Origin of the sequence: Serratia sp. CY29653 (assembly GCF_052169255.1) — a bacterium.
Taxonomy (GTDB): Bacteria; Pseudomonadota; Gammaproteobacteria; order Enterobacterales; family Enterobacteriaceae; genus Serratia; species Serratia sarumanii.
The window spans coordinates 1732216-1749783 of the sequence record NZ_JBJNLC010000001.1 but is presented as its reverse complement, the minus strand read 5'-3'; the positions used below and the strand labels follow the sequence as shown (position 1 = coordinate 1749783).

The 17568-nt window shown below is 65.7% G+C and carries 20 protein-coding genes; 5 read left to right on the top strand and 15 right to left on the bottom strand.

The window, feature by feature from the left end; translation table 11 throughout:
• Positions 1–137: 137 nt before the first annotated feature.
• The 3 genes from ACJ8HN_RS08450 to ACJ8HN_RS08440 all read right to left on the bottom strand — a co-directional run bounded on the left by ACJ8HN_RS08450 (position 138) and on the right by ACJ8HN_RS08440 (position 2276).
• Positions 138–416 carry an EexN family lipoprotein gene (locus tag ACJ8HN_RS08450; RefSeq protein WP_028240153.1) on the bottom strand — a complete coding sequence of 93 codons (279 nt, stop codon included), beginning with the start codon at positions 414–416 and terminating at the stop codon, positions 138–140.
• Complete coding sequence (locus ACJ8HN_RS08445; RefSeq protein ID WP_017677032.1) at positions 413–1357, bottom strand: LysR family transcriptional regulator; 945 nt, start codon at positions 1355–1357, stop codon at positions 413–415. Before ACJ8HN_RS08445 ends, ACJ8HN_RS08450 begins: the two co-directional genes overlap by 4 nt.
• Before the next feature lie 67 nt (positions 1358–1424).
• Entirely contained in the window at positions 1425–2276 is an 852-nt protein-coding gene (locus ACJ8HN_RS08440; RefSeq protein WP_051231742.1) for an MFS transporter, read from the bottom strand.
• Between the two features lie 65 nt (positions 2277–2341).
• Between ACJ8HN_RS08440 and ACJ8HN_RS08435 the strand changes: the two genes are divergently transcribed.
• Genes ACJ8HN_RS08435 through ACJ8HN_RS08420 form a run of 4 tightly spaced genes read left to right on the top strand, consistent with a single transcriptional unit; the run spans position 2342 to position 5772 of the window.
• Entirely contained in the window at positions 2342–3283 is a 942-nt protein-coding gene (locus ACJ8HN_RS08435) for a chromate resistance protein ChrB domain-containing protein (RefSeq protein ID WP_028240154.1), read from the top strand.
• Positions 3280–4650, top strand: a complete 1371-nt coding sequence (gene chrA, locus ACJ8HN_RS08430; protein ID WP_404814402.1) for a chromate efflux transporter — start codon at positions 3280–3282, stop codon at positions 4648–4650. Before ACJ8HN_RS08435 ends, chrA begins: the two co-directional genes overlap by 4 nt.
• Positions 4651–4661: 11 nt before the next feature.
• The gene (locus ACJ8HN_RS08425) at positions 4662–5261 is read left to right on the top strand and encodes a superoxide dismutase (RefSeq protein ID WP_028240156.1); all 600 of its coding nucleotides are present in this window, start codon (positions 4662–4664) and stop codon (positions 5259–5261) included.
• A gap of 58 nt (positions 5262–5319) precedes the next feature.
• Positions 5320–5772: a chromate resistance protein ChrB domain-containing protein gene (locus ACJ8HN_RS08420; protein ID WP_236079463.1), complete on the top strand. Its 453-nt coding sequence runs from the start codon at positions 5320–5322 to the stop codon at positions 5770–5772.
• Positions 5773–6006: 234 nt separating this feature from the next.
• On the opposite strand, the gene ACJ8HN_RS08415 is transcribed toward ACJ8HN_RS08420, so the two are convergent.
• The 9 genes from ACJ8HN_RS08415 to ACJ8HN_RS08375 all read right to left on the bottom strand — a co-directional run bounded on the left by ACJ8HN_RS08415 (position 6007) and on the right by ACJ8HN_RS08375 (position 13458).
• Positions 6007–7992 (bottom strand): relaxase/mobilization nuclease domain-containing protein, encoded by a 1986-nt coding sequence (locus ACJ8HN_RS08415; protein WP_028240157.1) that lies wholly within the window; start codon positions 7990–7992, stop codon positions 6007–6009.
• A 448-nt stretch (positions 7993–8440) separates the two neighbouring features.
• On the bottom strand, positions 8441–9040 hold the full coding sequence (locus ACJ8HN_RS08410) for a S26 family signal peptidase (RefSeq protein WP_028240158.1): 600 nt from the start codon (positions 9038–9040) through the stop codon (positions 8441–8443).
• Positions 9037–9594 carry a DUF2840 domain-containing protein gene (locus ACJ8HN_RS08405; RefSeq protein ID WP_015476696.1) on the bottom strand — a complete coding sequence of 186 codons (558 nt, stop codon included), beginning with the start codon at positions 9592–9594 and terminating at the stop codon, positions 9037–9039. Before ACJ8HN_RS08405 ends, ACJ8HN_RS08410 begins: the two co-directional genes overlap by 4 nt.
• Complete coding sequence (locus ACJ8HN_RS08400; protein ID WP_023094609.1) at positions 9591–9854, bottom strand: hypothetical protein; 264 nt, start codon at positions 9852–9854, stop codon at positions 9591–9593. Before ACJ8HN_RS08400 ends, ACJ8HN_RS08405 begins: the two co-directional genes overlap by 4 nt.
• The gene (gene parA / locus ACJ8HN_RS08395) at positions 9851–10489 is read right to left on the bottom strand and encodes a ParA family partition ATPase (RefSeq protein WP_015476698.1); all 639 of its coding nucleotides are present in this window, start codon (positions 10487–10489) and stop codon (positions 9851–9853) included. Before parA ends, ACJ8HN_RS08400 begins: the two co-directional genes overlap by 4 nt.
• A 241-nt stretch (positions 10490–10730) precedes the next feature.
• Positions 10731–11588, bottom strand: coding sequence for a replication initiator protein A (locus ACJ8HN_RS08390; protein WP_156867395.1), 858 nt, complete (start codon positions 11586–11588; stop codon positions 10731–10733).
• Between the two features lie 26 nt (positions 11589–11614).
• Positions 11615–11899 (bottom strand): helix-turn-helix transcriptional regulator, encoded by a 285-nt coding sequence (locus ACJ8HN_RS08385; protein WP_026069907.1) that lies wholly within the window; start codon positions 11897–11899, stop codon positions 11615–11617.
• Between the two features lie 75 nt (positions 11900–11974).
• Positions 11975–12772 (bottom strand): DUF2285 domain-containing protein, encoded by a 798-nt coding sequence (locus ACJ8HN_RS08380; protein WP_028240160.1) that lies wholly within the window; start codon positions 12770–12772, stop codon positions 11975–11977.
• 335 nt (positions 12773–13107) lie between these two features.
• Positions 13108–13458 (bottom strand): DUF2958 domain-containing protein, encoded by a 351-nt coding sequence (locus ACJ8HN_RS08375; RefSeq protein ID WP_015476702.1) that lies wholly within the window; start codon positions 13456–13458, stop codon positions 13108–13110.
• A gap of 318 nt (positions 13459–13776) precedes the next feature.
• On the opposite strand from ACJ8HN_RS08375, the gene ACJ8HN_RS08370 reads away from it, so the two are divergent.
• Positions 13777–14070 (top strand): helix-turn-helix domain-containing protein, encoded by a 294-nt coding sequence (locus tag ACJ8HN_RS08370; RefSeq protein ID WP_015476703.1) that lies wholly within the window; start codon positions 13777–13779, stop codon positions 14068–14070.
• 70 nt (positions 14071–14140) lie between these two features.
• Here ACJ8HN_RS08370 and ACJ8HN_RS08365 read toward each other — a convergent pair whose 3' ends face one another.
• The 3 genes from ACJ8HN_RS08365 to ACJ8HN_RS08355 all read right to left on the bottom strand — a co-directional run bounded on the left by ACJ8HN_RS08365 (position 14141) and on the right by ACJ8HN_RS08355 (position 17548).
• Positions 14141–14455: a DUF736 domain-containing protein gene (locus tag ACJ8HN_RS08365; protein ID WP_014646114.1), complete on the bottom strand. Its 315-nt coding sequence runs from the start codon at positions 14453–14455 to the stop codon at positions 14141–14143.
• 758 nt (positions 14456–15213) lie between these two features.
• Positions 15214–15423, bottom strand: a complete 210-nt coding sequence (locus ACJ8HN_RS08360; RefSeq protein WP_028240162.1) for a hypothetical protein — start codon at positions 15421–15423, stop codon at positions 15214–15216.
• Between the two features lie 61 nt (positions 15424–15484).
• On the bottom strand, positions 15485–17548 hold the full coding sequence (locus ACJ8HN_RS08355; RefSeq protein WP_028240163.1) for a ParB/RepB/Spo0J family partition protein: 2064 nt from the start codon (positions 17546–17548) through the stop codon (positions 15485–15487).
• Positions 17549–17568 lie beyond the last annotated feature (20 nt).

The following is a 17568-nucleotide window of genomic DNA, read 5'->3' as shown; positions in this document are numbered from 1 at the left end:
AAGACCGTTTTCAGCAGAAAGGTCGAGCAAAAAGACAGAATGAGTGTGACGGCGAGCCAAAGAAAAACGCCGCAAGCGAAGGCGCATTGCGGCGTGTCGAACAGAAAAATGAAGGCGATGCGGCGAATCGCCAACGATCAGAACTTGGGCGGTTCCTTCGGCGGCGTGTACGGCGTTTCGACGTCGCCATAGAACCGCTTGCGTGTGGCCTCGGCCACTCGGTTGCACAGCAAGTCGCCGAGCTTGGGGCGATCGGTCTTGCATTGCTGGCGCAACTCTTTGAGCCGTTCGGGGTTGGCCGCCAGTTCTTCCACTGTCGGGATATTCGCTTCCGACGTGTTGGCCTTCTGAGGCGTCTCGGACTGGCCGCAGGCAGTCAATGCGGCCACCAACAAGAATGGGACGGTCTTCTTCATGGCGGAGGCTCCTCTAGGAAATCGGAATGACGACCCGCCTTGGGCCTTGCGGGTTCCGGTGACTCGATGGCCTGCACGCGCTCAACGAACCGCGCCAGCACCTCGGACGGCTCGCCGTCGGGGTACAGCAGGTAGGTTGTCAGCGGCGGCACGCGCAATGCCAGCGGCCGGGCCACCACGCCTGAATCGGGATTGGCGGCAATGCGCGCGGCGCCAGTAAACCCAAGCGCGAGGCCGGCCGATACCAAGGCCATCATCAGATCGCACGTAGCGACACGCTCTGCGACCAGCGGCTCAATGTCGGCTCGGCGCAGCACCCGATCGACGAATTTGGCATGGCCTTCGCACACTTGTGGATCGCACAGAACCAGCGGATAGCGCAGCAGTTCCTCCAGAGGGATGCGCTTGTGTGCCAGCAGCGGATGCCGCGCTGGCACCGTCACGATGAGCGTGTCATTCCAGGCCGGCATGGTGGCGATGCCATCGCCCACGTCATCGGACTGTGCAAACCCCACGTCGTACATATCTTCATGCAGCCCCTTGATCTGCTGAGACAATGGCACCTCGAAGAATCGCAGTTCAACCTCGGGTTCTTCTTGGCGGCACAACGCCAGCAAAGCTGGCAGGCGCGATGGCGTGATGCCATCGGACAAGGCCACACGCAACTGCCCATGAAAGCCATTCGCCGCTGCTTTCACACTGTCGCGCGCTTGTTCCAAGGCGGAGAACACGCGGCGCACATGCACTATGAAGAGTTTGCCAGCACGAGTCAGCCGCGTACTGCGTGTGGTACGGGCGAGTAACACAACGCCCAATTCTTCTTCCAACTCCTTGATGGCTCGGGACAGGGGCGATTGCTCGATGTGCAGCTTCTCTGCGGCACGTGCGAAGTGAAGTTCCTCCGCTACAGCGAGAAAATATCTCAGGTGTCTCAATTCCATCGAATACTCACTCCCTGCGAACCAAGAAAGAAGCCGCTCCTTAACCATTGCCGGAACCTCGACTTGTTCATCCGGGCCAGCGCCGATGCAGCGTGTCGATGACAAACGGATGTGCGTGCGGCGCTACGCCATACGACCGAAGATGCGCATGGTCATCTGGAAGATCGCCATGCTCATGCACAAGAACTGATTGGTCGTCTCGCGGCCAGCTCCGAACTGCGGCAAGCATCCCAACGACCGCAAGGCAACTCAGAGCAGCCAAGGCAACGCCAAGACCGAACTTGAGGCCGACCCAGCCTGCCAATGGGTACGCCAGCAGCCAACAGATATGCGAGAAGGAGAATTGCGCGGCGAACACCGCTGGTAGATCCTCCTCGTGTGCCGACCGCCGTATCAAGCGCCCTCCAGGCGTCACCAATCCGGCATAGGCAACGCCCAACACGCCCCATGCCGGCAGCAGCAACGCCCAATCTCGCCAAGATGGCAATGCGATCCAGGCGGCAGCAGTGGCCAGCAGCGCAAGCACCATCATCGTCGCGGCGGACAACATCACGCAGCGATCAGAGATTCGGTCAAGCACCTTGGGCAATAGCAGCGCGGCCAACGTGGAACCGCCTCCGAAGGTCGCAAGCGCCAGTGCAACCTGCTGTTCGCTGCCATCCAAGAAGTTCCGAACGATCACGATGGTGTTGACGAACACCATCGCCCCACCGGCCGCCGCGCAAAGATGCAATGCCAGCAGACCGCGCAACCGTGGCGTTTGGAGGTAGATGCGTGTTCCGCGAAGGAGTCTTTCGCCGAATCCACCGTTGCGCCTACTAGCGACGACGACTGCCGGAAGCGCCGCCGCCTTAATCAGTCCGGCCGAGAACAGAAAGCCGAAAGCCGTACCTACTAAGCCAGCAAGGTGGATGCTCATGTGACCCTCCGCCTCAGAAAAAAATGTTGTAGAGTATTATTCTACATTGAGATAATATCTACAACATGAAGATGATCACCCTGATTCTGTCTTTGCCCACCGAGAACGCCACAGCCCGGCAACGGGTCTGGCGTGCCCTCAAGGCATCCGGCGCCGCCGTCCTGCGCGACGGTGTCTACCTGATGCCGGAACACGAAGATTGCCGCACCACCCTGGAAGGGCTGGCGGCCGAAGTGCGCGAGGGAGGAGGGAGCGCCCATGTGCTGCACATCGAGGAGCCGGAGGGAGAGAGCTTCGTCGCCCTGTTCGATCGCGGCGCTGAATTCACCGCCCTGTCAGCCGAAGTGGCACAGGTGCGGGAAACGCTGACCCCCGAGACCGTTCAAGACGCGCTCAAGCAAGTGCGCAAGCTGCGCAGGGCCTTCACCAATCTAATCGAAATCGACTTCTTCCCCGGCGAAGCGCAACGGCAGACGGATGCCGCCCTGTGTGAACTGGAACTGGCCTGTGCGCGGGCCTTGTCCCCGGACGAACCGCAGGCGATGAACGGCGTGATTGAGCGCCTGGGCCTGTCCGACTATCAGGGCCGTACCTGGGCGACGCGGCGCCGGCCCTGGGTGGACCGGCTGGCCAGCGCCTGGCTAATCCGCCGTTTCATCGACCCGCAGGCGCGGATTCTGTGGCTGGACAGTCCTGACGACTGCCCGCCCGACGCGCTGGGCTTCGATTTCGATGGTGCCACCTTCAGCCACATCGGTGGTCGCGTCACCTTCGAGGTGCTGGCTGTGAGTTTCGGGCTGGAACAGGCTGCCATCGCACGGCTTGGCCTACTGGTGCATTACCTCGATGTCGGTGGCATCCAGCCGCCCGAGGCGGTCGGCATCGAGAGCGTACTCGCCGGGCTGCGCGAAACCCTTACCCAAGACGATTCGCTGCTGGCCGCCGCATCTGCTGTCTTCGACGGCTTGCTCGCCAGCTTTGACAACAAAGGAGCAACCATAACGTGACAAATAACGTGACAGAAAGTTTGACGGAGGACGTTGTAGTGGCGGCTCCGCCGCCGGTCGGTTTTTGGGAGGCTTTTCGTCTCTGGCTAAAACTCGGTTTCATCGGCTTCGGCGGCCCCGCCGGACAGATCGCCCTCATGCACCGGGAACTGGTCGAACAGCGCCGCTGGATCAGTGAACGCCGTTTCCTGCACGCGCTCAACTACTGCATGCTGCTGCCGGGTCCGGAAGGGCAGCAGTTGGCCACCTACATGGGCTGGCTCATGCACCGTACCTGGGGAGGCATTGTGGCGGGCACCCTGTTTCTGCTGCCGGGGCTGGGCTTCCTGATCCTGTTGTCGTGGCTCTACATCGCCTACGGCGACACGGCCCTGGTGGCGGGACTGTTCTACGGCATCAAGCCCGCCATCACGGCGGTCGTGGTGCAGGCCGTGCATCGCATCGGCTCGCGGGCACTCAAGAACAGCGTGATGTGGGCCATTGCCGCCGCCGCTTTCGTGGCCATCTTCGCGCTGAACGTGCCCTTCCCCTACATCGTTGCCGGCGCCGCACTGACCGGCTACATCGGCGGGCGCATTGCACCGCACAGGTTCAAGACGGGTGGTGGTCATGCCGCAGCGGACAAGTCCTACGGCCCGGCACTGATTGATGACGACACACCAACGCCCGAACATGCCCGATTCCGCTGGTCCGGCCTGTTGCGCGTGGCCGTCGCCGGCTTTCTCCTGTGGTTGATTCCCATGGCGCTGCTCACGGCAGGCTACGGCTGGGATCACAGCCTGACGCAGATGGGATGGTTCTTCACCAAGGCGGCCCTGCTGACCTTCGGCGGCGCCTATGCGGTACTGCCCTACATCTACCAAGGCGCGGTTGGCCATTACGCCTGGCTCACCCCGACGCAGATGATTGACGGCCTGGCCCTCGGCGAAGCGAATCCGGGGCCACTGATCATGGTGGTGGCTTTCGTCGCCTTCGTGGGCGCCTATGTGCAGGCGCTGTTCGGTCCCGACCTTCTGTTCGTCGCCGGTGCCGTCGCGGCGGCGCTGGTGACCTGGTTCACCTTCCTGCCTTCCTTCATTTTTATTCTCGCCGGCGGACCGCTCGTCGAATCGACCCACGGCAATCTTCGCTTCACGGCGCCCTTGACCGCCATCACCGCAGCCGTCGTCGGTGTGATCCTGAACCTGGCCGTGTTCTTCGCCTATCACGTGCTATGGCCCGAGGGCCTGGCCGGGCGCTTCGACTGGATATCGGCGCTGATGGCGCTGGGAGCGGCTGTAGCCCTGTTCCGCTTCAAGCGCAGCGTCATCCAAGTCATTGCCGCCAGCGCTGTCGTGGGCCTGGTGTTGAAAACCCTGATTCTGTGAGGAACGAAGCCATGTCACTTGAAATACGCGCCTTGCCAATTGATCCAACCAGTCTCAGGGGTCTATCGGAACGACTGATTGTCAGCCACCATGAAAACAACTATTCAGGCGCGGTCAAAAGACTCAATGCCATTCGCAGAAAGCTCGCAGAACTTGATTACTTGAATGAGGCTGGATTTCTGATCAATGGCCTCAAGCGAGAAGAACTGGTGGCCTACAACTCGATGGTGCTGCATGAAGTGTACTTTGCGGCGCTGGGCGGTGATGGCCAGTTGCCGCCCGGCGACTTACGGGACGCCATTGAGCGCGACTTCGGAAGTCTGGCTCGCTGGCAAACCGAGTTCTCTGCAATGGGCAAAGCATTGGCGGGGGGTTCTGGCTGGGTGCTGTTGGTCTGGTCACCGCGTGATGGTCGGCTCAGCAATCAATGGGGATCTGATCACTGTCACGCCATGGCAGGGGGAACGCCCATACTGGCCCTGGATATGTATGAACACGCCTACCACATCGACTACGGCGCGAAGGCAGCAGCCTATGTAGATGCATTTATGGAAAATATCCTGTGGGATGAAGTGGCCAACCGATATATCCAGTGCGCCCGGACAGCCTGATCAGCATCTGCGCTTTGATGAAGGGTTCGATCAAGTCAGCCGAGTCACGAAGGAGGCAATGATGAAGTGGATTACACGTGAACGTCCCAAAATCGACCGTATCGCTTGTCCCTGGCTAATTCTGCGCTTCATCGACCATGATGCCGAGTTCCTTTACGTACCCGCATCAGAGGTTCTAGCCATTGCAGAGAAAACGGGTGCGATACCCTATGACATCCCAGGAGTAGAGTTTAGCCACGTCGGGGAGCAATGCAGCTTCGATGCCTTCTTGGCAAAGTACCAGCTAACCGAACCAGCACTCGTGCAGTTGGCCAACATCGTGCGCGGTGCCGACACTTCACGCCTCGAACTCACACCACAATCGGCGGGCCTCTACGCGATCTCGCTCGGCCTATCGCGCATGTTCGTGGACGACCACGAGATGCTGCGCCACGGCCTGGTGATGTATGACGCCCTCTATGCTTGGAACCGAGAGGGTCAAGACGAAACCCATAACTGGCCGCCTGCCTGAATGAACCCAAGCCCTTGGGATCAACAACCCCCAGGCGGCCTGGCAACACATTGAATCAGGAAGTGCCCTTTCGAATAGGCTGGCACTCCACTTCCGATGTCAGCTAGCAACGCACGACGTTCGTGAGGCTGCGATAGGAATATTCTGCGTATGCCAGACAGATTTCTATAACCAAGCTCTTTATGACAAGACCTGCGGTTTCATGTTGACGCTGGATGGATCTATATCAGGAGATCAGCCAACGGCAGGCCCACGCTGCCGTCCTATCTCCCAGGACACCCCGCCGCCGCGCACCGTAGCGGCAAGCTGCTGGCCCAGCCGCTGCTCGACCACCGGCCGCCACGGCACCAGACTGAACCCCTTGCCGTCATCGAGCATGGCGTAGCGCCCGCTGGCGAGCATGACGCTGCGCCGGTAGATACCGGCCACGCGCTGACCGTCACCCGCAGGCCGATATTCCAGGCCGGTTTCGGCCGCAATGTCCCTGGCGGCCTGCGCCAGCTCCCGATTGCGCAGCGTGCCCAGCAGATTGCGCGCCAGGATCACGCGCTGCCCACGCCGCTCTGCCAGCCCCTGTTCGGCCAGGAAGTCGGCACGGTGCTGCATCGCCTGTTTGGCCTCGCTGCCAAAACCCAGGTCACCCAGCCCCGACCCGCCACCGATCAACTGCTGGTCGAGCCAAGTGGCACCGATCACGCGGGCCTGCCGCTCGATGGGCAGGTGCGATTTCAGTTCCACCGCCACGCCGCCCAGGCGCTGCGCGTCATAGCGGCGGCCCTGTTCGGCCAGGTCGTTCGGCACCTTCCATAGCCCCTCGGCCACGCGCTCCACGATGCCGGCGCGGCGCAGGGCTTCCAGCCGGCGGACGTGGGCCGCGACGACTTCGTGCGAATCGCGGCCCGGCACGGCCTGACCCTGCGCGACGGCCAGGTGGTGGTCAGTGCGGTACAGGCCATCGCTCGCCAGCGCGGCGATGTTCTTGTCGGCCGCGCGCACGTCGGCCGACCCCTTCACCTCCACCACGGCGCCAGTCGGGTAGTTCGCCAGCTCGTCGCGGGCATTGAGCGCGACGTAGTGGGCCTTGCCGTCCACGCCGTCGATGACCAGATAGCCCCGGTCGCGCAGCTCGTCGGCCAGTCCCTTCGCGGCCACGCGGCCGAGGATGGTTCGGCCCTCGTCGCCCGGCTCGAACACCGCCAGTTCGCGCGGCTCGCCGCGCATCGCCCGCTGCATGGTGCGGATGATGTCGCCACGTTCGCCCAGGGCGCGCAGGGTCTTTTCCGCGTCGGCATGGACGGCCCAGGTGCCCGGCTGCATCTCGTCGGCCAGGCCCAGGCGCTGCAAGCGTTGCAGCCGGCCGATCAGCAGCAGGCGCTGGCGTTGCAGCCCAGGTTCGTTGAACCGTTCGATCTGCACCCGACCATCCTCGCCGGCCTCTCGTTGCAGGGTACGGTCGAGGCTCGTCCACCGTTCCTGCTCCACCTCGCGTTGCAAGGTCTGCTGGATCTCCAGCTCGGTGCGCGGCCCCAGCCATTCGGTCGCCAGTTCGGCGGCGCGATGGCGGAAGCCATCGGCGATGTAGTCGCCCGCGATGATGAGGTCTTTGCCGGTGTCGTCGCGTCCGCGCACGACGATGTGCGTGTGCGGGTTGTCGGTGTTCCAGTGGTTGACGGCTACCCAATCGAGGCCCATGCCCAGGTCGGCCTCCATGCGGCCCATGAGGTGCCGCGTGTAGGTGCGCAGGTCTTCCAGCTCGGCGCCGTCCTCGGGCGAGAGGATGAAGCGGAAGTGATGCCGGTCGTCGGCGCAGCGTTCCTTGAAGGCGTCGAGGTCGGCGGCATCGGTCTGCGGCCCGTAGGCTTGGCCCGGCTCGCCATCGCGGCCTACGCCATCGCGCTCGATGTAGCGCAGGTGCTTGGCGAGCGACTGCGGGCTGGCCTGGCGCTGGTTGACCAGCAGCGTCTTGATGGTCACGCGCCGCGACATGGGCGTCAGCTTCGCCCCGGCGAAGCGCGCCGCCGTGTGGCCGCGACCCAGGCGCGAGCCGGGCCGCTGGCCCGTGCCCCTCCCGGAGCCGCCGGCAGCACCAGGACGACGCACCGACGACTTGCCGCTGCTGGCCTTGCCTGCCTGCTTGAGCACCTTGGAGACGAAGCCCTGGCCCCGGTTCTTCGGGGCGCTGGGGCGGATGCGGAAATCATCGTCGCGGCGGTCGGTCATGGCTGCGCCCCCTGCAAGCTCTGGCGTGTCCGGTCGTGCGAAGCACGCGGACACGCCCGCATCGGCGCGGGCTTCGCGCCCCACGCGGCACGGCGGCGAAGCCGCTCCGTGCCGCGCAACCCCCATGTGCAGACTGGCTTTCGACGCGGCCCGGTGCCGCGTCCTTTTGTCTTGCCTTCCGCCTTTGCCCCTCGCTGTCGCTCCGGGCGTCGGCGGCCCGGCGGCGCTGCGCTGCTTGCAGCCAGCCCGCCGGCGAACGCGCCAATGGCCGCAGGCCGGGCGCGTTCGAGGCAAGACACCTGCACGCTGGACGGCTGCGCCGGATGTTGCGCGAGGCGCGGCGCGAATGCGCCCGCGCTGCACGCGCGACGACACGGCGGCAGCCACTGGAACGACATGCTCGATGGCACGACGAGAGGCACGGCAACGTGCAGCGAATCGACGGCCATCATGGGCGTGTCTCCAGCCAGACCGGGTGCGCGACGCCGATCACGGCGGATGCGCTGACCGGGCCGAAATAGCGGCTGTCGAACGATGCCGGATTGGTCACGCTCAACAGGAACAGCTCGCCCGGTTCGAGGCGGCGGCAAAGCTGCAAGGATGGCAGCGGCCGGCCCAGCCGGTCGGCAGGCAGCGAGGCGGCCGCAGGCACGCCGTCGATGCGTACCTGCCCGGCGACCATGCAAACGTGTTGCGGCGCGACCGCGCCCACACGTTTGAGCAGCGGAACGCGGGTCGGCAGGTAGCCGCGCTGCGCAGCCAGCATGGCGGCCCTGTCGGGCAGCGGCACCAGCACGATGCTGTCCACGGACAACGGACGTGGCAGCGAGGCGGTGCGCGGGTCGAACGGTTCGATGCGATACCAGCCGACCGCCACGCTGTCGGACGGGTTGTAGGTCAGACGCGGCAGCGGCGACACGAAAGCCGCCCAGGCCAGCGCAGCGAGGCCGACGGCAGCGAAGCCCGCCAGCACGATGCGAACGCGCAGGCGCGAGCGAGGATGCGGCGCGGCTTCGTGCGTGCATGTGGTGTTGGATTGGGTCGTCATGGCAGCGCCTTTCCGGCCAGCCAGGCGGCGTGCCGCTCGGCGGTGTATTCGGGCAGCGCCAGGCGGGCCGCCAGACGGTTGCCCAGCGTGCGCCAGTACGCGGGCGACACGTCGATGGCGGCGATGCCTTGCCCTTCGATGCCGTCGATGCGTTCCAGCACGGCAGGCACCGCGTTTTCGCCTTCGGCGTGCAGCAGCAGGCGTGCGCCCGGCCGCACGCCGGGGATGCGCTGCATGTCGTCCAGCGGCGTGGCGGCTTGCATCACCATGAGTTGCCAGCGGATCGTGCCGTAGTCGTTTGCTTCCCAGCGCACGCGGCAGAACATTGCACGCGGCAGGAACACCGCGCAGCGCCGCCAGCGGTCGAGCCGCAGCGTGCGCGCCGGCTCGCCGAAGCGCAGGTAGAGCTTGAAGCGCGGTTCGATGTAGGCGAGCGATACGCGAGTCAGCGGCACGCTGCCAGCTTGGTCGGCGAGCGTCGAAAGCGAAGGCGGCGGCGCAGCAGCCGGTGCAGCCGTCGCCGCATGAGCGGCAGGCAAGGCGGATCCGTTCATGGCAGGTTCTCCGGGCGCTTGTCGGGAAACTCCCGCTCCAGCAGGCCGCGCAGCAGTTCGGCCACGGTCACGCCCTGGCCGAAGGCGGCGATCTTGATGCGCGCGCGCAGCGCAGGCGTCACGTCGAGCGTCAGGCGTGCGGTGTAGAGGTCGCCTTTGTTGAGTGCATCGGCATCGCCCTGGCGAATCCACGCCTCGGCGTGCGGATTCGCGGGCGGACGTGCGCCGATGCCGACGCGCTTGCTGCGCGGGCTGCTCATGTCGGCCACCGCAGCAGTTCATCGGTGAGCACGGCAATCTCGCGTGCGGCGGCGCTGTCGGGCGCGGTTTCGCGGGCGAGCCGGCCAGCGGCCACGCTGTCGGCGAAGACGATGCGCTGGCGCACTTCGCTGTGCAGCGCCGGCAGCGGCTGTTCGGCCAGCGATTGCCGTGCTTCCCTGCCGATGATGGTGGTACTGACGCGCCGATTGATGACGAAGGCCGCGCGCAGCGCAGGCCGGAACACCTGTGCCTCGCGGATCAGCGCCACCATCTCGGCGCTGGCCCAAAGGTCATACGGGCTGGGCTGCACGGGAATCAGCACGCGCTCGGCCGCCAGCAGCGCGGAACGCGCCAGGGCGGCGATGCGCGGCGGGCCGTCGATGATGATGTGATCGGCGCGGCGGGCCAGCTCCGGCGCTTCCTGATGCAGCGTTTCGCGGGCGAGGCCCACGGCGCTGAACAGCCGTGGCAAGCCCTGCTGGCTTCTGCGCTGCGTCCAGTCCAGCGAAGAACCCTGCGGGTCGGCGTCCAGCAGGATGACGTGCAGCCCGCGCATCGCCAGCTCGCCCGCGATGTGGGTAGCGAGTGTGGTCTTGCCGACGCCGCCTTTCTGGTTGAGAAACGCGAAGATCATGGCGCGGCCCTCCCTGCTGGAAAGCCGGCCTGGCCGTGCCGTTTCGTGGTTGTCCACCGAAACGACGCGTTTCTACTAAAAGTTAGAGATTTATAGTTAGGTAAGTTAGAGGGGTCGCAAACCCGCGCCGTTACTGGCTTTGCGGCGTTTTCGTACTCCTGATAGCACGATAGGCGTACTCCCGATAGCACGATACCCGGCACTCCTGATAGCACGAGGCCGTCCACAGCTTTTCCCGCAGTTATCCCCGTGCCGTGAACGGCACGGGCCGGAAGGTCAGCAGTTCCAGCTTCTCGTCCGGCATCGACTCGATGCCCAGGACGTAGCCGGGCAGCGACTGCCGCGCGACCAGCACGCGCAGGTCGTAGGCGAAGTCCGAGAAGCGCGCCGCGCTGCCGGACTTGCGGTGCAGATGCCGGAAGTCGAATTGCCAGCCGTGTTCCTGCCGCCCGCCGTGCTTGCGCACCAGGCGATACAGCCAGCGTTCGATGCCACCTTTCAAGCGGAAATAGGCCGGGTCGATGGTCAACACCAGGGCGGCATCGAGCACGCCGGCATAGAACCAGTCCGGCAGGATCAGCTCGATGCCCAGCGGCGTGCCGCTGGCGTCGGCCAGCTCGCGCCATTCGTTCACCCACGAAAAGCGGTGCAAGCGCCTCCCGGTGGTTTCGCGGATGGAAGTCGCCACGCTGGTCGATTGCAGCCGGTCGAGCGCGGCTTTCAGGCGCTGGTAGTCGTTCAAGGACGTGCCGCGCCCGATGAAGCGCAGGATTTCGTAGGGCGTGGCGTGTATCCAGCGCGACGGGCGAATGCCTGCGTCGCGCGCCTCCACGATCTGCGAGGCCGCCCAAATCAACACGTCGGCATCCCATATCGTGGCGATGCCGTGCTCGGCCGTGCCTTCCACGCGGATGGTGATGTTCCCGCTGCGGAAGTCGATCGGCGCCGTGCGCCGCGACTTCGCCAGCGAGAAGAACGGAAAGGCCATCAAGTCCTGGCTGTCGCGCGGCGCCATGCCGTCGCCCGGCAGCGCGCGGAACAGGTCGAGCTGTTCCCGCTGCTGCGATCGCTGCCCCGACGGCAGCGATGGGCTGGACATGACGATGGCCACCGGCGAGCCGACGATCAGCGGCCATCACGGTAGTCGCCCGCGTGACGCTCGGCATATTCCGGGTCGGACGTGGCCTCGTAGCTGCGCTGGTCGGCCCAGGCATCGAGGTCGGCCACCGCGTACATGACGCGGCGGCCGAACTTGCGGAACTTCGGGCCGCCGCCGATCACGCGCTGTTTCTCCAGCGTGCGCGGCGACAGACGCAGGTATTCGGCGGCTTCGTCGTTGGTCAGGTAGCGTTGGGGCTGCACGGGCGCAGCGACAGCAGCGGCGGCAGGCCGCAAGGGAGCGGGTCGCATGGGATGTACCTCCATCAAGCCCGGCCACACCACGCGGCCGGATAGAGGCACTTTCAAGAAAGCAAGGCTTCCTGCTCAGGGACGTTTTGCAGGGGATGCAGCGCGTCCCTGTGCAACGGGCGGAAGCTGTGCCAGGCGGCGATAGCCGCCGCGCATCAGCGCATCGCCCCGGTGCACCAGTCGCCGCACGCGGGCGCGCAAGGCGCTATCGGCGTACCAGTCGGCGGCGACAGCATCGACGCCGAACAGCCCTTCGGCCACGTCGCGCAGGGACGCGCCCGCGAGGGTGCCGTCGAGCGCCTGGAGCGTGTTCAACTCCAGCAGCGCAGCGGGTGCCGGCCGCGACCGTGCCGTTCCCGCTGGCGCTGCATCGCCAGCGGCGGCCAGCTTGTCCAGTTCGGCCGCCAGCGCCTGATAGCGTCCGCAGGATGCGGCGCAGGCGCGAATGGCATAGGCGTAAGCCATGCCGTCGGCCAGGCCGGGAGCGATCACCAGCCGCAGGCAGCAGCCCAGCCAGCGTGTCAGCAGCACCAGGCGCTTGCCGTCGTGGATCAGGTGCTTCTGGCCGGGAAGGCACCAGAACGCGAAAGCCACCGCGTCGGGCGGCGGGTCGGCGTCCGGGTAGAGCTGCACTACCGCATCGTGATCGGGGAACCAGGCCGGGTGCGCGTCGCGCGCATCCAGGGCGGGATCTTCCAGCAGGCGCAGTCCCCAGCGCGCGGCGGCCTCTGGCCGGCGGCGGCGGCGCAGCCAGTCGCGGCGGTAGTCGGGGTGGCGACGCAGGTATTCCCACGCCAGCGCGGGGCCGTCGAGGTGCAGCATGTAGAGATACGCGGCGGTCGGATACCAGTGTTCGGCGCTCGGGTCAGCCATGACGCAGCCTCCTGTCATTCAGCAGGAACGTCGCCACGGATTCCGCTGTGCGGGAGCTATCGAGTCGCCATCAAGTCGTCATCGAAATCGGGGTACTCTGTAACTGCGGTGTCAAGACCGATTGGCTCCAGGGCATTGCGGAAATCGTCTGAATGCGACGGTTGCGCGCCACAAAAATGGTGCGCAGCATGGAGCACCGTGCAGCAGCCCGCGCCATAGATCATGACTGTTTGCATCAGAAGCGCACCGCTTCGGTGCAAGAGTGCGGATTCAGACCAATCAGGTCTTGGGTAAGACTGAAATAGTCAGAATGCGCCGTCGTTGGCTGGGACTGCTCAGTCGGTGATCGAACCGTTTTCCTCGGCCAGCCGCAGGTACTCCGACAGCCGCCGCACGGGCTGGAAGTAGCGATCGCGCATCACAGGTTGCTTGTGCGGCCCGACGATGGACGCCAGATCGGACAGCTTCACATGGCCCAGGCCGGGCATGCCTATTCCCAGGTCGATCAGCCCCCATGCCGTATCGCCATCGGCCGGGTCGAGCGCGGCCAGCAGCCAGGTGGCGTGCGCGTCGGGGGTGAACAGTCGCACCGCCGGCATTGGGTCGATGCTTCGGCCAGCGGCGCGTGCCGCGCCGACGGCGAGCAGTTGCGCCCGCTGTTCAGCGGTGACGAGCGGCTGGGTCATGGCCCGAATCCCCACGCATCCGAGGATGCACGGATACGATTTTCCACCGAAGCGCGGAACCGCCGAAGCGGATGCGTGCTTTGGCGGGAAAGCACGAAGGCGCAAGCCATCGAATCCGTACATGCACGGAAACGCGGAAGCGGAATTGCGCAGGCCAGGAAAGACACAGATGCGGTTCCCAGATTCTGTCGGAATCCGCCCATGCGGATTTCTGCAAAGGCACGAATACGGAAATCAACGACACCAAATGCGCACTATAGTTTGTAGCCCTATAGTGCGCAATCGGCTGTCATCTTGGTTTTCTAAGGAAAACCATAGGTGGCGGCGAAAGACTCATTGGCGACAGCAATACGGACGGTCAGGAAAGCGCGCGGCTTGAGCCAGGAAGCGTTCTCCGACGTGTCCAGCCGTACCTACCTGAGTTTGCTGGAGCGCGACCTGAAGAGCCCGACCATGCACAAGCTGACCGAGCTGTGCGAGGTCATGGACGTGCATCCGCTCACGTTGCTGACGCTGGCCTATGCCGGCGACAGCACGCGCAGGGCCGATCAGCTTCTGGCGCAGGTGCGCCAGGAGCTGGAGGCGGTGTTGAAGGAACGCGACACGCCGTAGGCGCGTGCGTGACGTGCTGCGCCAGCAGCACGGCGCCCCGCCGCAATGGACGGGGCGCGGTGGGCGGCCGTCAGGCTGCCTTGGGCTTGCTGCGCGACCAGATCAGGTCGTGCGTGCCGTCCTCGTTCTCGATCAGGCGGGCATAGACCGTCGCCGGGAACGAAGGGTCGTCGATGCTCACGGACAGGTACTCGCGCCCGGCCTCACTGGTCTTCTTCCACGCCGCGCCGATCTCGTGGCCGGCCGCCTGAAGGTGGAAGTCGGGGGCGTTCTCGCTGTCGCCCTTGTCGTTGGGAACCAGCTTGACCTTGACGTTCAGGGTCAGGGTGCGGAGCTGGCCGGTGAAGCCGTCTTTCTCTGCGGTGAAGGTGCCGATGTTAGCCATGATGTTTCTCCTTTCGGGTTGAACAAGGTCGCGCCAGTGCGTCCTTGTTGTGATCCGGCCGGCGGGGGATGGGCTGGCCGCACCGCGCAGCGGTCGCAACACCGTGGAGAACCTGGAAGCGAAAAGAATTTGCCGCGCGAGGAAGCCGCGCAGCGGCGGGGAAATTGTTTTCGCTGGAAGGTTGCGGCCATGAAGCCCAAGGCGTAGCCGTTCCCTCGCCAGGATTCACGACAAGCCAAGGACGCACGGGCCGCCCGCCCCCGAAAGGAGACATGGCCGACTCGGCATCCCCGCGTGACGGCTGCACCGGCTTGCGCCCTGACGCGAACCAGGTCAAAGCCCCGACGACAAGGCCAGAGCGCCCCTGCCGCAGCGCGCGACCACATGCTTGAGGCGTGGTGTGGATGCTCCATAGCGAGGCCGGGTGGCGTGTCGGTGAATCGCCCTTCGTGACGTACAGGCGCGAATCGCCAGCGTCGGGGACGGCACGCTATCGCACAACCTGCCGCAGCAAGCCGGGGCGTAGCCCTACAAGCCCCGCCCATTGCGGCGGGGCGCCATCGAAACCTTGCCCGCGCCAGCGGGCACCGATGGACGTGTCGCGTGCAAGGCACTTGCACGTCCGCCCCGTTGCCGCCTGGACGAAGGCGGCAACGGGGCGATTTTGACTTCGACGTTGGAACCGGGCGCGGCCACCGACGCCCCGGATTTTTGACCACCGGCCCCAAGGCGGAACGGCTTGGGGCCGGTGCTGCTCGTTATTCCTTGGTTTCGACAATCCACCACGCGGCACGCGGCAAGGTGTGGCCGGTAATGGGATGTAGGTCGGTCAGGTCGGCGCGGGCCGTCCAGCCACGCGGCGGACGGTAGCCGCGCACGTCGCCATCGCCGTGCCAGCGGCGGGCGCGTACCGTACCGGGGGCATAGATCGCCGCCATGCGCGGGCGGTCCGTGGTGTTGCGGCTCATGATAGGAATCCTTGGCGTGAAGCGCCCCGGCCGGAACCGGGGCGCTATCTGCGGTGCAGGATCACGCGGCCAGTGCCTCGGCCTGCGGCAGCTCATCCGCCACGGCGGCGACTTCCTCCGGCGCTTCGGCGCCCGCATCCACTGCCACGGCCTGCGCGTCCTGTTGCGGGCTTTCGGTGCGGAAGATGGCGGGCATCCAGCCCGTACCATCGGCCAGCCGTTCCGCTTCGCTGGCAATGTCGGCCTTCTTCAACTTCGCCAGCCGTGCAGCGTGCGACGGTGCGAACTCGCCCACGGCTTCCAGAATCGCGGCCTTCGGCACATGCTGGAAATACCCGTCTGCGGTGGGCTGCCACCATGCGGCCATGTCCAGCCCCACAGCCTGCGCCAGTTCCGCGCCCGGCTGGTGCGCAGTGGCGCGAGGCGTCACCACGTCCACGGTCGCCGCTACGCATACCGCCAGCAGCCGCACCAGTTCGCCTTGCTCCATCGCCAGCAGCGCGACGAACAGTTCGGCGCTGTCCTGCGGCAGCGCTTCGCCCGCGACCTGCTGCAACTCGCGCTGGGCGACGGCGGCGGGCGACTCGGGCCAGTCGGGGGCCATGCCTTCCAGCCGGTCTTGCACTTTCAGGCTCACGCCCAGCGGCAAGTCGTGGCCGTAGTGGTTGTCCTGCAAGACGCTCTGCACCATGCCATGCACCAGCGCGGCCAGCGCGACTTGCGGATGCCGGGCGACTTCGATTTGCAGCGCGGCGGTGCGGTGCGCGCTCAACCGCTGCGCCAGCCGGTCGGACAGGCTCGCGGCCTTGGGCTGCTCGGTGTCCTCGCCTTCGTCGTCGTTCCCGGCCTCGCCTTCCGCGCTGCCGAAACCCTGCCGCAAGCGTTCCAGCGTGCGCAGCGCCTTGGCTTCTGCCTCGCGCAGCAGCCCGCGATGAATCACGGCTTCGCCGCTGCGGTCGAGGGTGACGATGGCGCCGGCCACGGCGCGCACATCCGGGGCGTAGCCCTGCAAGGCTTCCTCCACGGCTTGCAGTTCCCCGGCAACCTGTTCGCGGCGCGGTTCCAGCGCTTCGGTCTTGTCCTCGTCCTCGGCGTCGTAGGCTTCTTCCAGTTCGGTGTCGATCTTGTCGAGGCGGGTTTGCAGCGAGGCGATGCGGCGGGCTTCGCGGGCGCTCGGTTCGCGGCGCTGGCGCGGTGCGTTCTGGAACGCCTGCCGCTCGGCGTAGCTCATGTGCGGCACGGCTTCGACCCACGCCCAACCCTCGGCGCGCACGTCCCCAGCCAGCGCATCCAGCTTGCCGCGCACCAGCGTTTCCAGCAGCGTGGCGTCGGTCAGGTAGGTTCCGGCATCGCCTTCCGCGAACAGGTCGCGGCGGATGCCGCCGCCCGCCGCCGTGTAGGCGTCCAGCCCGGCGAAGCGCACCAGCGGATGCGTGGCGTCGATTTCGCGTTCGGTCAGGCGTTCGCGCAGCGCGGACGCGCCACGCTGCCATTCTGGCGCACCGTAGAACGCGCTTTCCTGCGCGGCGTGGTCGTCGGTGATGGTCAGGGCCATCAACTGTTCCAGGGTGACGGCTCCGGCGCGGTAGTCGGCCAGCAGGCGCGGCGAGACGTTGGCGAGTTTGAGACGGCGCTGCACCACCAGCGGGGTCACGCCGAAGTCGGCGGCAATGTCTTCGATGGGGCGGCCTTCCTTGACCAGTGCGGCGAACGCCTCGAACTGGTCGGCCGGGTGCATCTGCTCGCGCAGCAGGTTTTCCGCGAGGCTGACGGTACGGGCCGAAGCATCGGGCACCAGCAGGCACGCCACTTCGTAGTCGGCAGGGATGCGCTTCTTCTTCGCCAGCAGCTTCAACGCGGTCAGTCGGCGGTCGCCGGCCACCACTTCGTACTGCTCGCCATCGGCGGCGAGGATGACGACGAGATTTTGCAGCAGGCCGATGCGGGCGATGCTCGCGGCCAGTTCGGGAATGGACAGGCGCGGGGTCTTGCGTGCGTTGCGCTTGGAGCGGCGCGGCAGCAACTGCGAGAGTGGAACCAAAATCAGGTTCTTGCTCGGGTCGGCCACTTCCAGCGGCGCGGCAGTTTCGATGGCGCGGGTTTCGGTTTGGGTAACGGCGTTCATGGTGATAACTCCTTGCGGTT

Excerpts from the sequence above, each read along its gene's own strand:
- ACJ8HN_RS08450 (WP_028240153.1), bottom strand. The coding sequence starts at position 416 with ATGAAGAAGACCGTCCCATTCTTGTTGGTGGCCGCATTGACTGCCTGC.
- ACJ8HN_RS08445 (WP_017677032.1), bottom strand. The coding sequence starts at position 1,357 with ATGGAATTGAGACACCTGAGATATTTTCTCGCTGTAGCGGAGGAACTT.
- ACJ8HN_RS08440 (WP_051231742.1), bottom strand. The coding sequence starts at position 2,276 with ATGAGCATCCACCTTGCTGGCTTAGTAGGTACGGCTTTCGGCTTTCTG.
- ACJ8HN_RS08435 (WP_028240154.1), top strand. The coding sequence starts at position 2,342 with ATGAAGATGATCACCCTGATTCTGTCTTTGCCCACCGAGAACGCCACA.
- ACJ8HN_RS08425 (WP_028240156.1), top strand. The coding sequence starts at position 4,662 with ATGTCACTTGAAATACGCGCCTTGCCAATTGATCCAACCAGTCTCAGG.
- ACJ8HN_RS08420 (WP_236079463.1), top strand. The coding sequence starts at position 5,320 with ATGATGAAGTGGATTACACGTGAACGTCCCAAAATCGACCGTATCGCT.
- ACJ8HN_RS08415 (WP_028240157.1), bottom strand. The coding sequence starts at position 7,992 with ATGACCGACCGCCGCGACGATGATTTCCGCATCCGCCCCAGCGCCCCG.
- ACJ8HN_RS08410 (WP_028240158.1), bottom strand. The coding sequence starts at position 9,040 with ATGACGACCCAATCCAACACCACATGCACGCACGAAGCCGCGCCGCAT.
- ACJ8HN_RS08405 (WP_015476696.1), bottom strand. The coding sequence starts at position 9,594 with ATGAACGGATCCGCCTTGCCTGCCGCTCATGCGGCGACGGCTGCACCG.
- ACJ8HN_RS08400 (WP_023094609.1), bottom strand. The coding sequence starts at position 9,854 with ATGAGCAGCCCGCGCAGCAAGCGCGTCGGCATCGGCGCACGTCCGCCC.
- parA (WP_015476698.1), bottom strand. The coding sequence starts at position 10,489 with ATGATCTTCGCGTTTCTCAACCAGAAAGGCGGCGTCGGCAAGACCACA.
- ACJ8HN_RS08390 (WP_156867395.1), bottom strand. The coding sequence starts at position 11,588 with ATGTCCAGCCCATCGCTGCCGTCGGGGCAGCGATCGCAGCAGCGGGAA.
- ACJ8HN_RS08385 (WP_026069907.1), bottom strand. The coding sequence starts at position 11,899 with ATGCGACCCGCTCCCTTGCGGCCTGCCGCCGCTGCTGTCGCTGCGCCC.
- ACJ8HN_RS08380 (WP_028240160.1), bottom strand. The coding sequence starts at position 12,772 with ATGGCTGACCCGAGCGCCGAACACTGGTATCCGACCGCCGCGTATCTC.
- ACJ8HN_RS08375 (WP_015476702.1), bottom strand. The coding sequence starts at position 13,458 with ATGACCCAGCCGCTCGTCACCGCTGAACAGCGGGCGCAACTGCTCGCC.
- ACJ8HN_RS08365 (WP_014646114.1), bottom strand. The coding sequence starts at position 14,455 with ATGGCTAACATCGGCACCTTCACCGCAGAGAAAGACGGCTTCACCGGC.
- ACJ8HN_RS08360 (WP_028240162.1), bottom strand. The coding sequence starts at position 15,423 with ATGAGCCGCAACACCACGGACCGCCCGCGCATGGCGGCGATCTATGCC.
- ACJ8HN_RS08355 (WP_028240163.1), bottom strand. The coding sequence starts at position 17,548 with ATGAACGCCGTTACCCAAACCGAAACCCGCGCCATCGAAACTGCCGCG.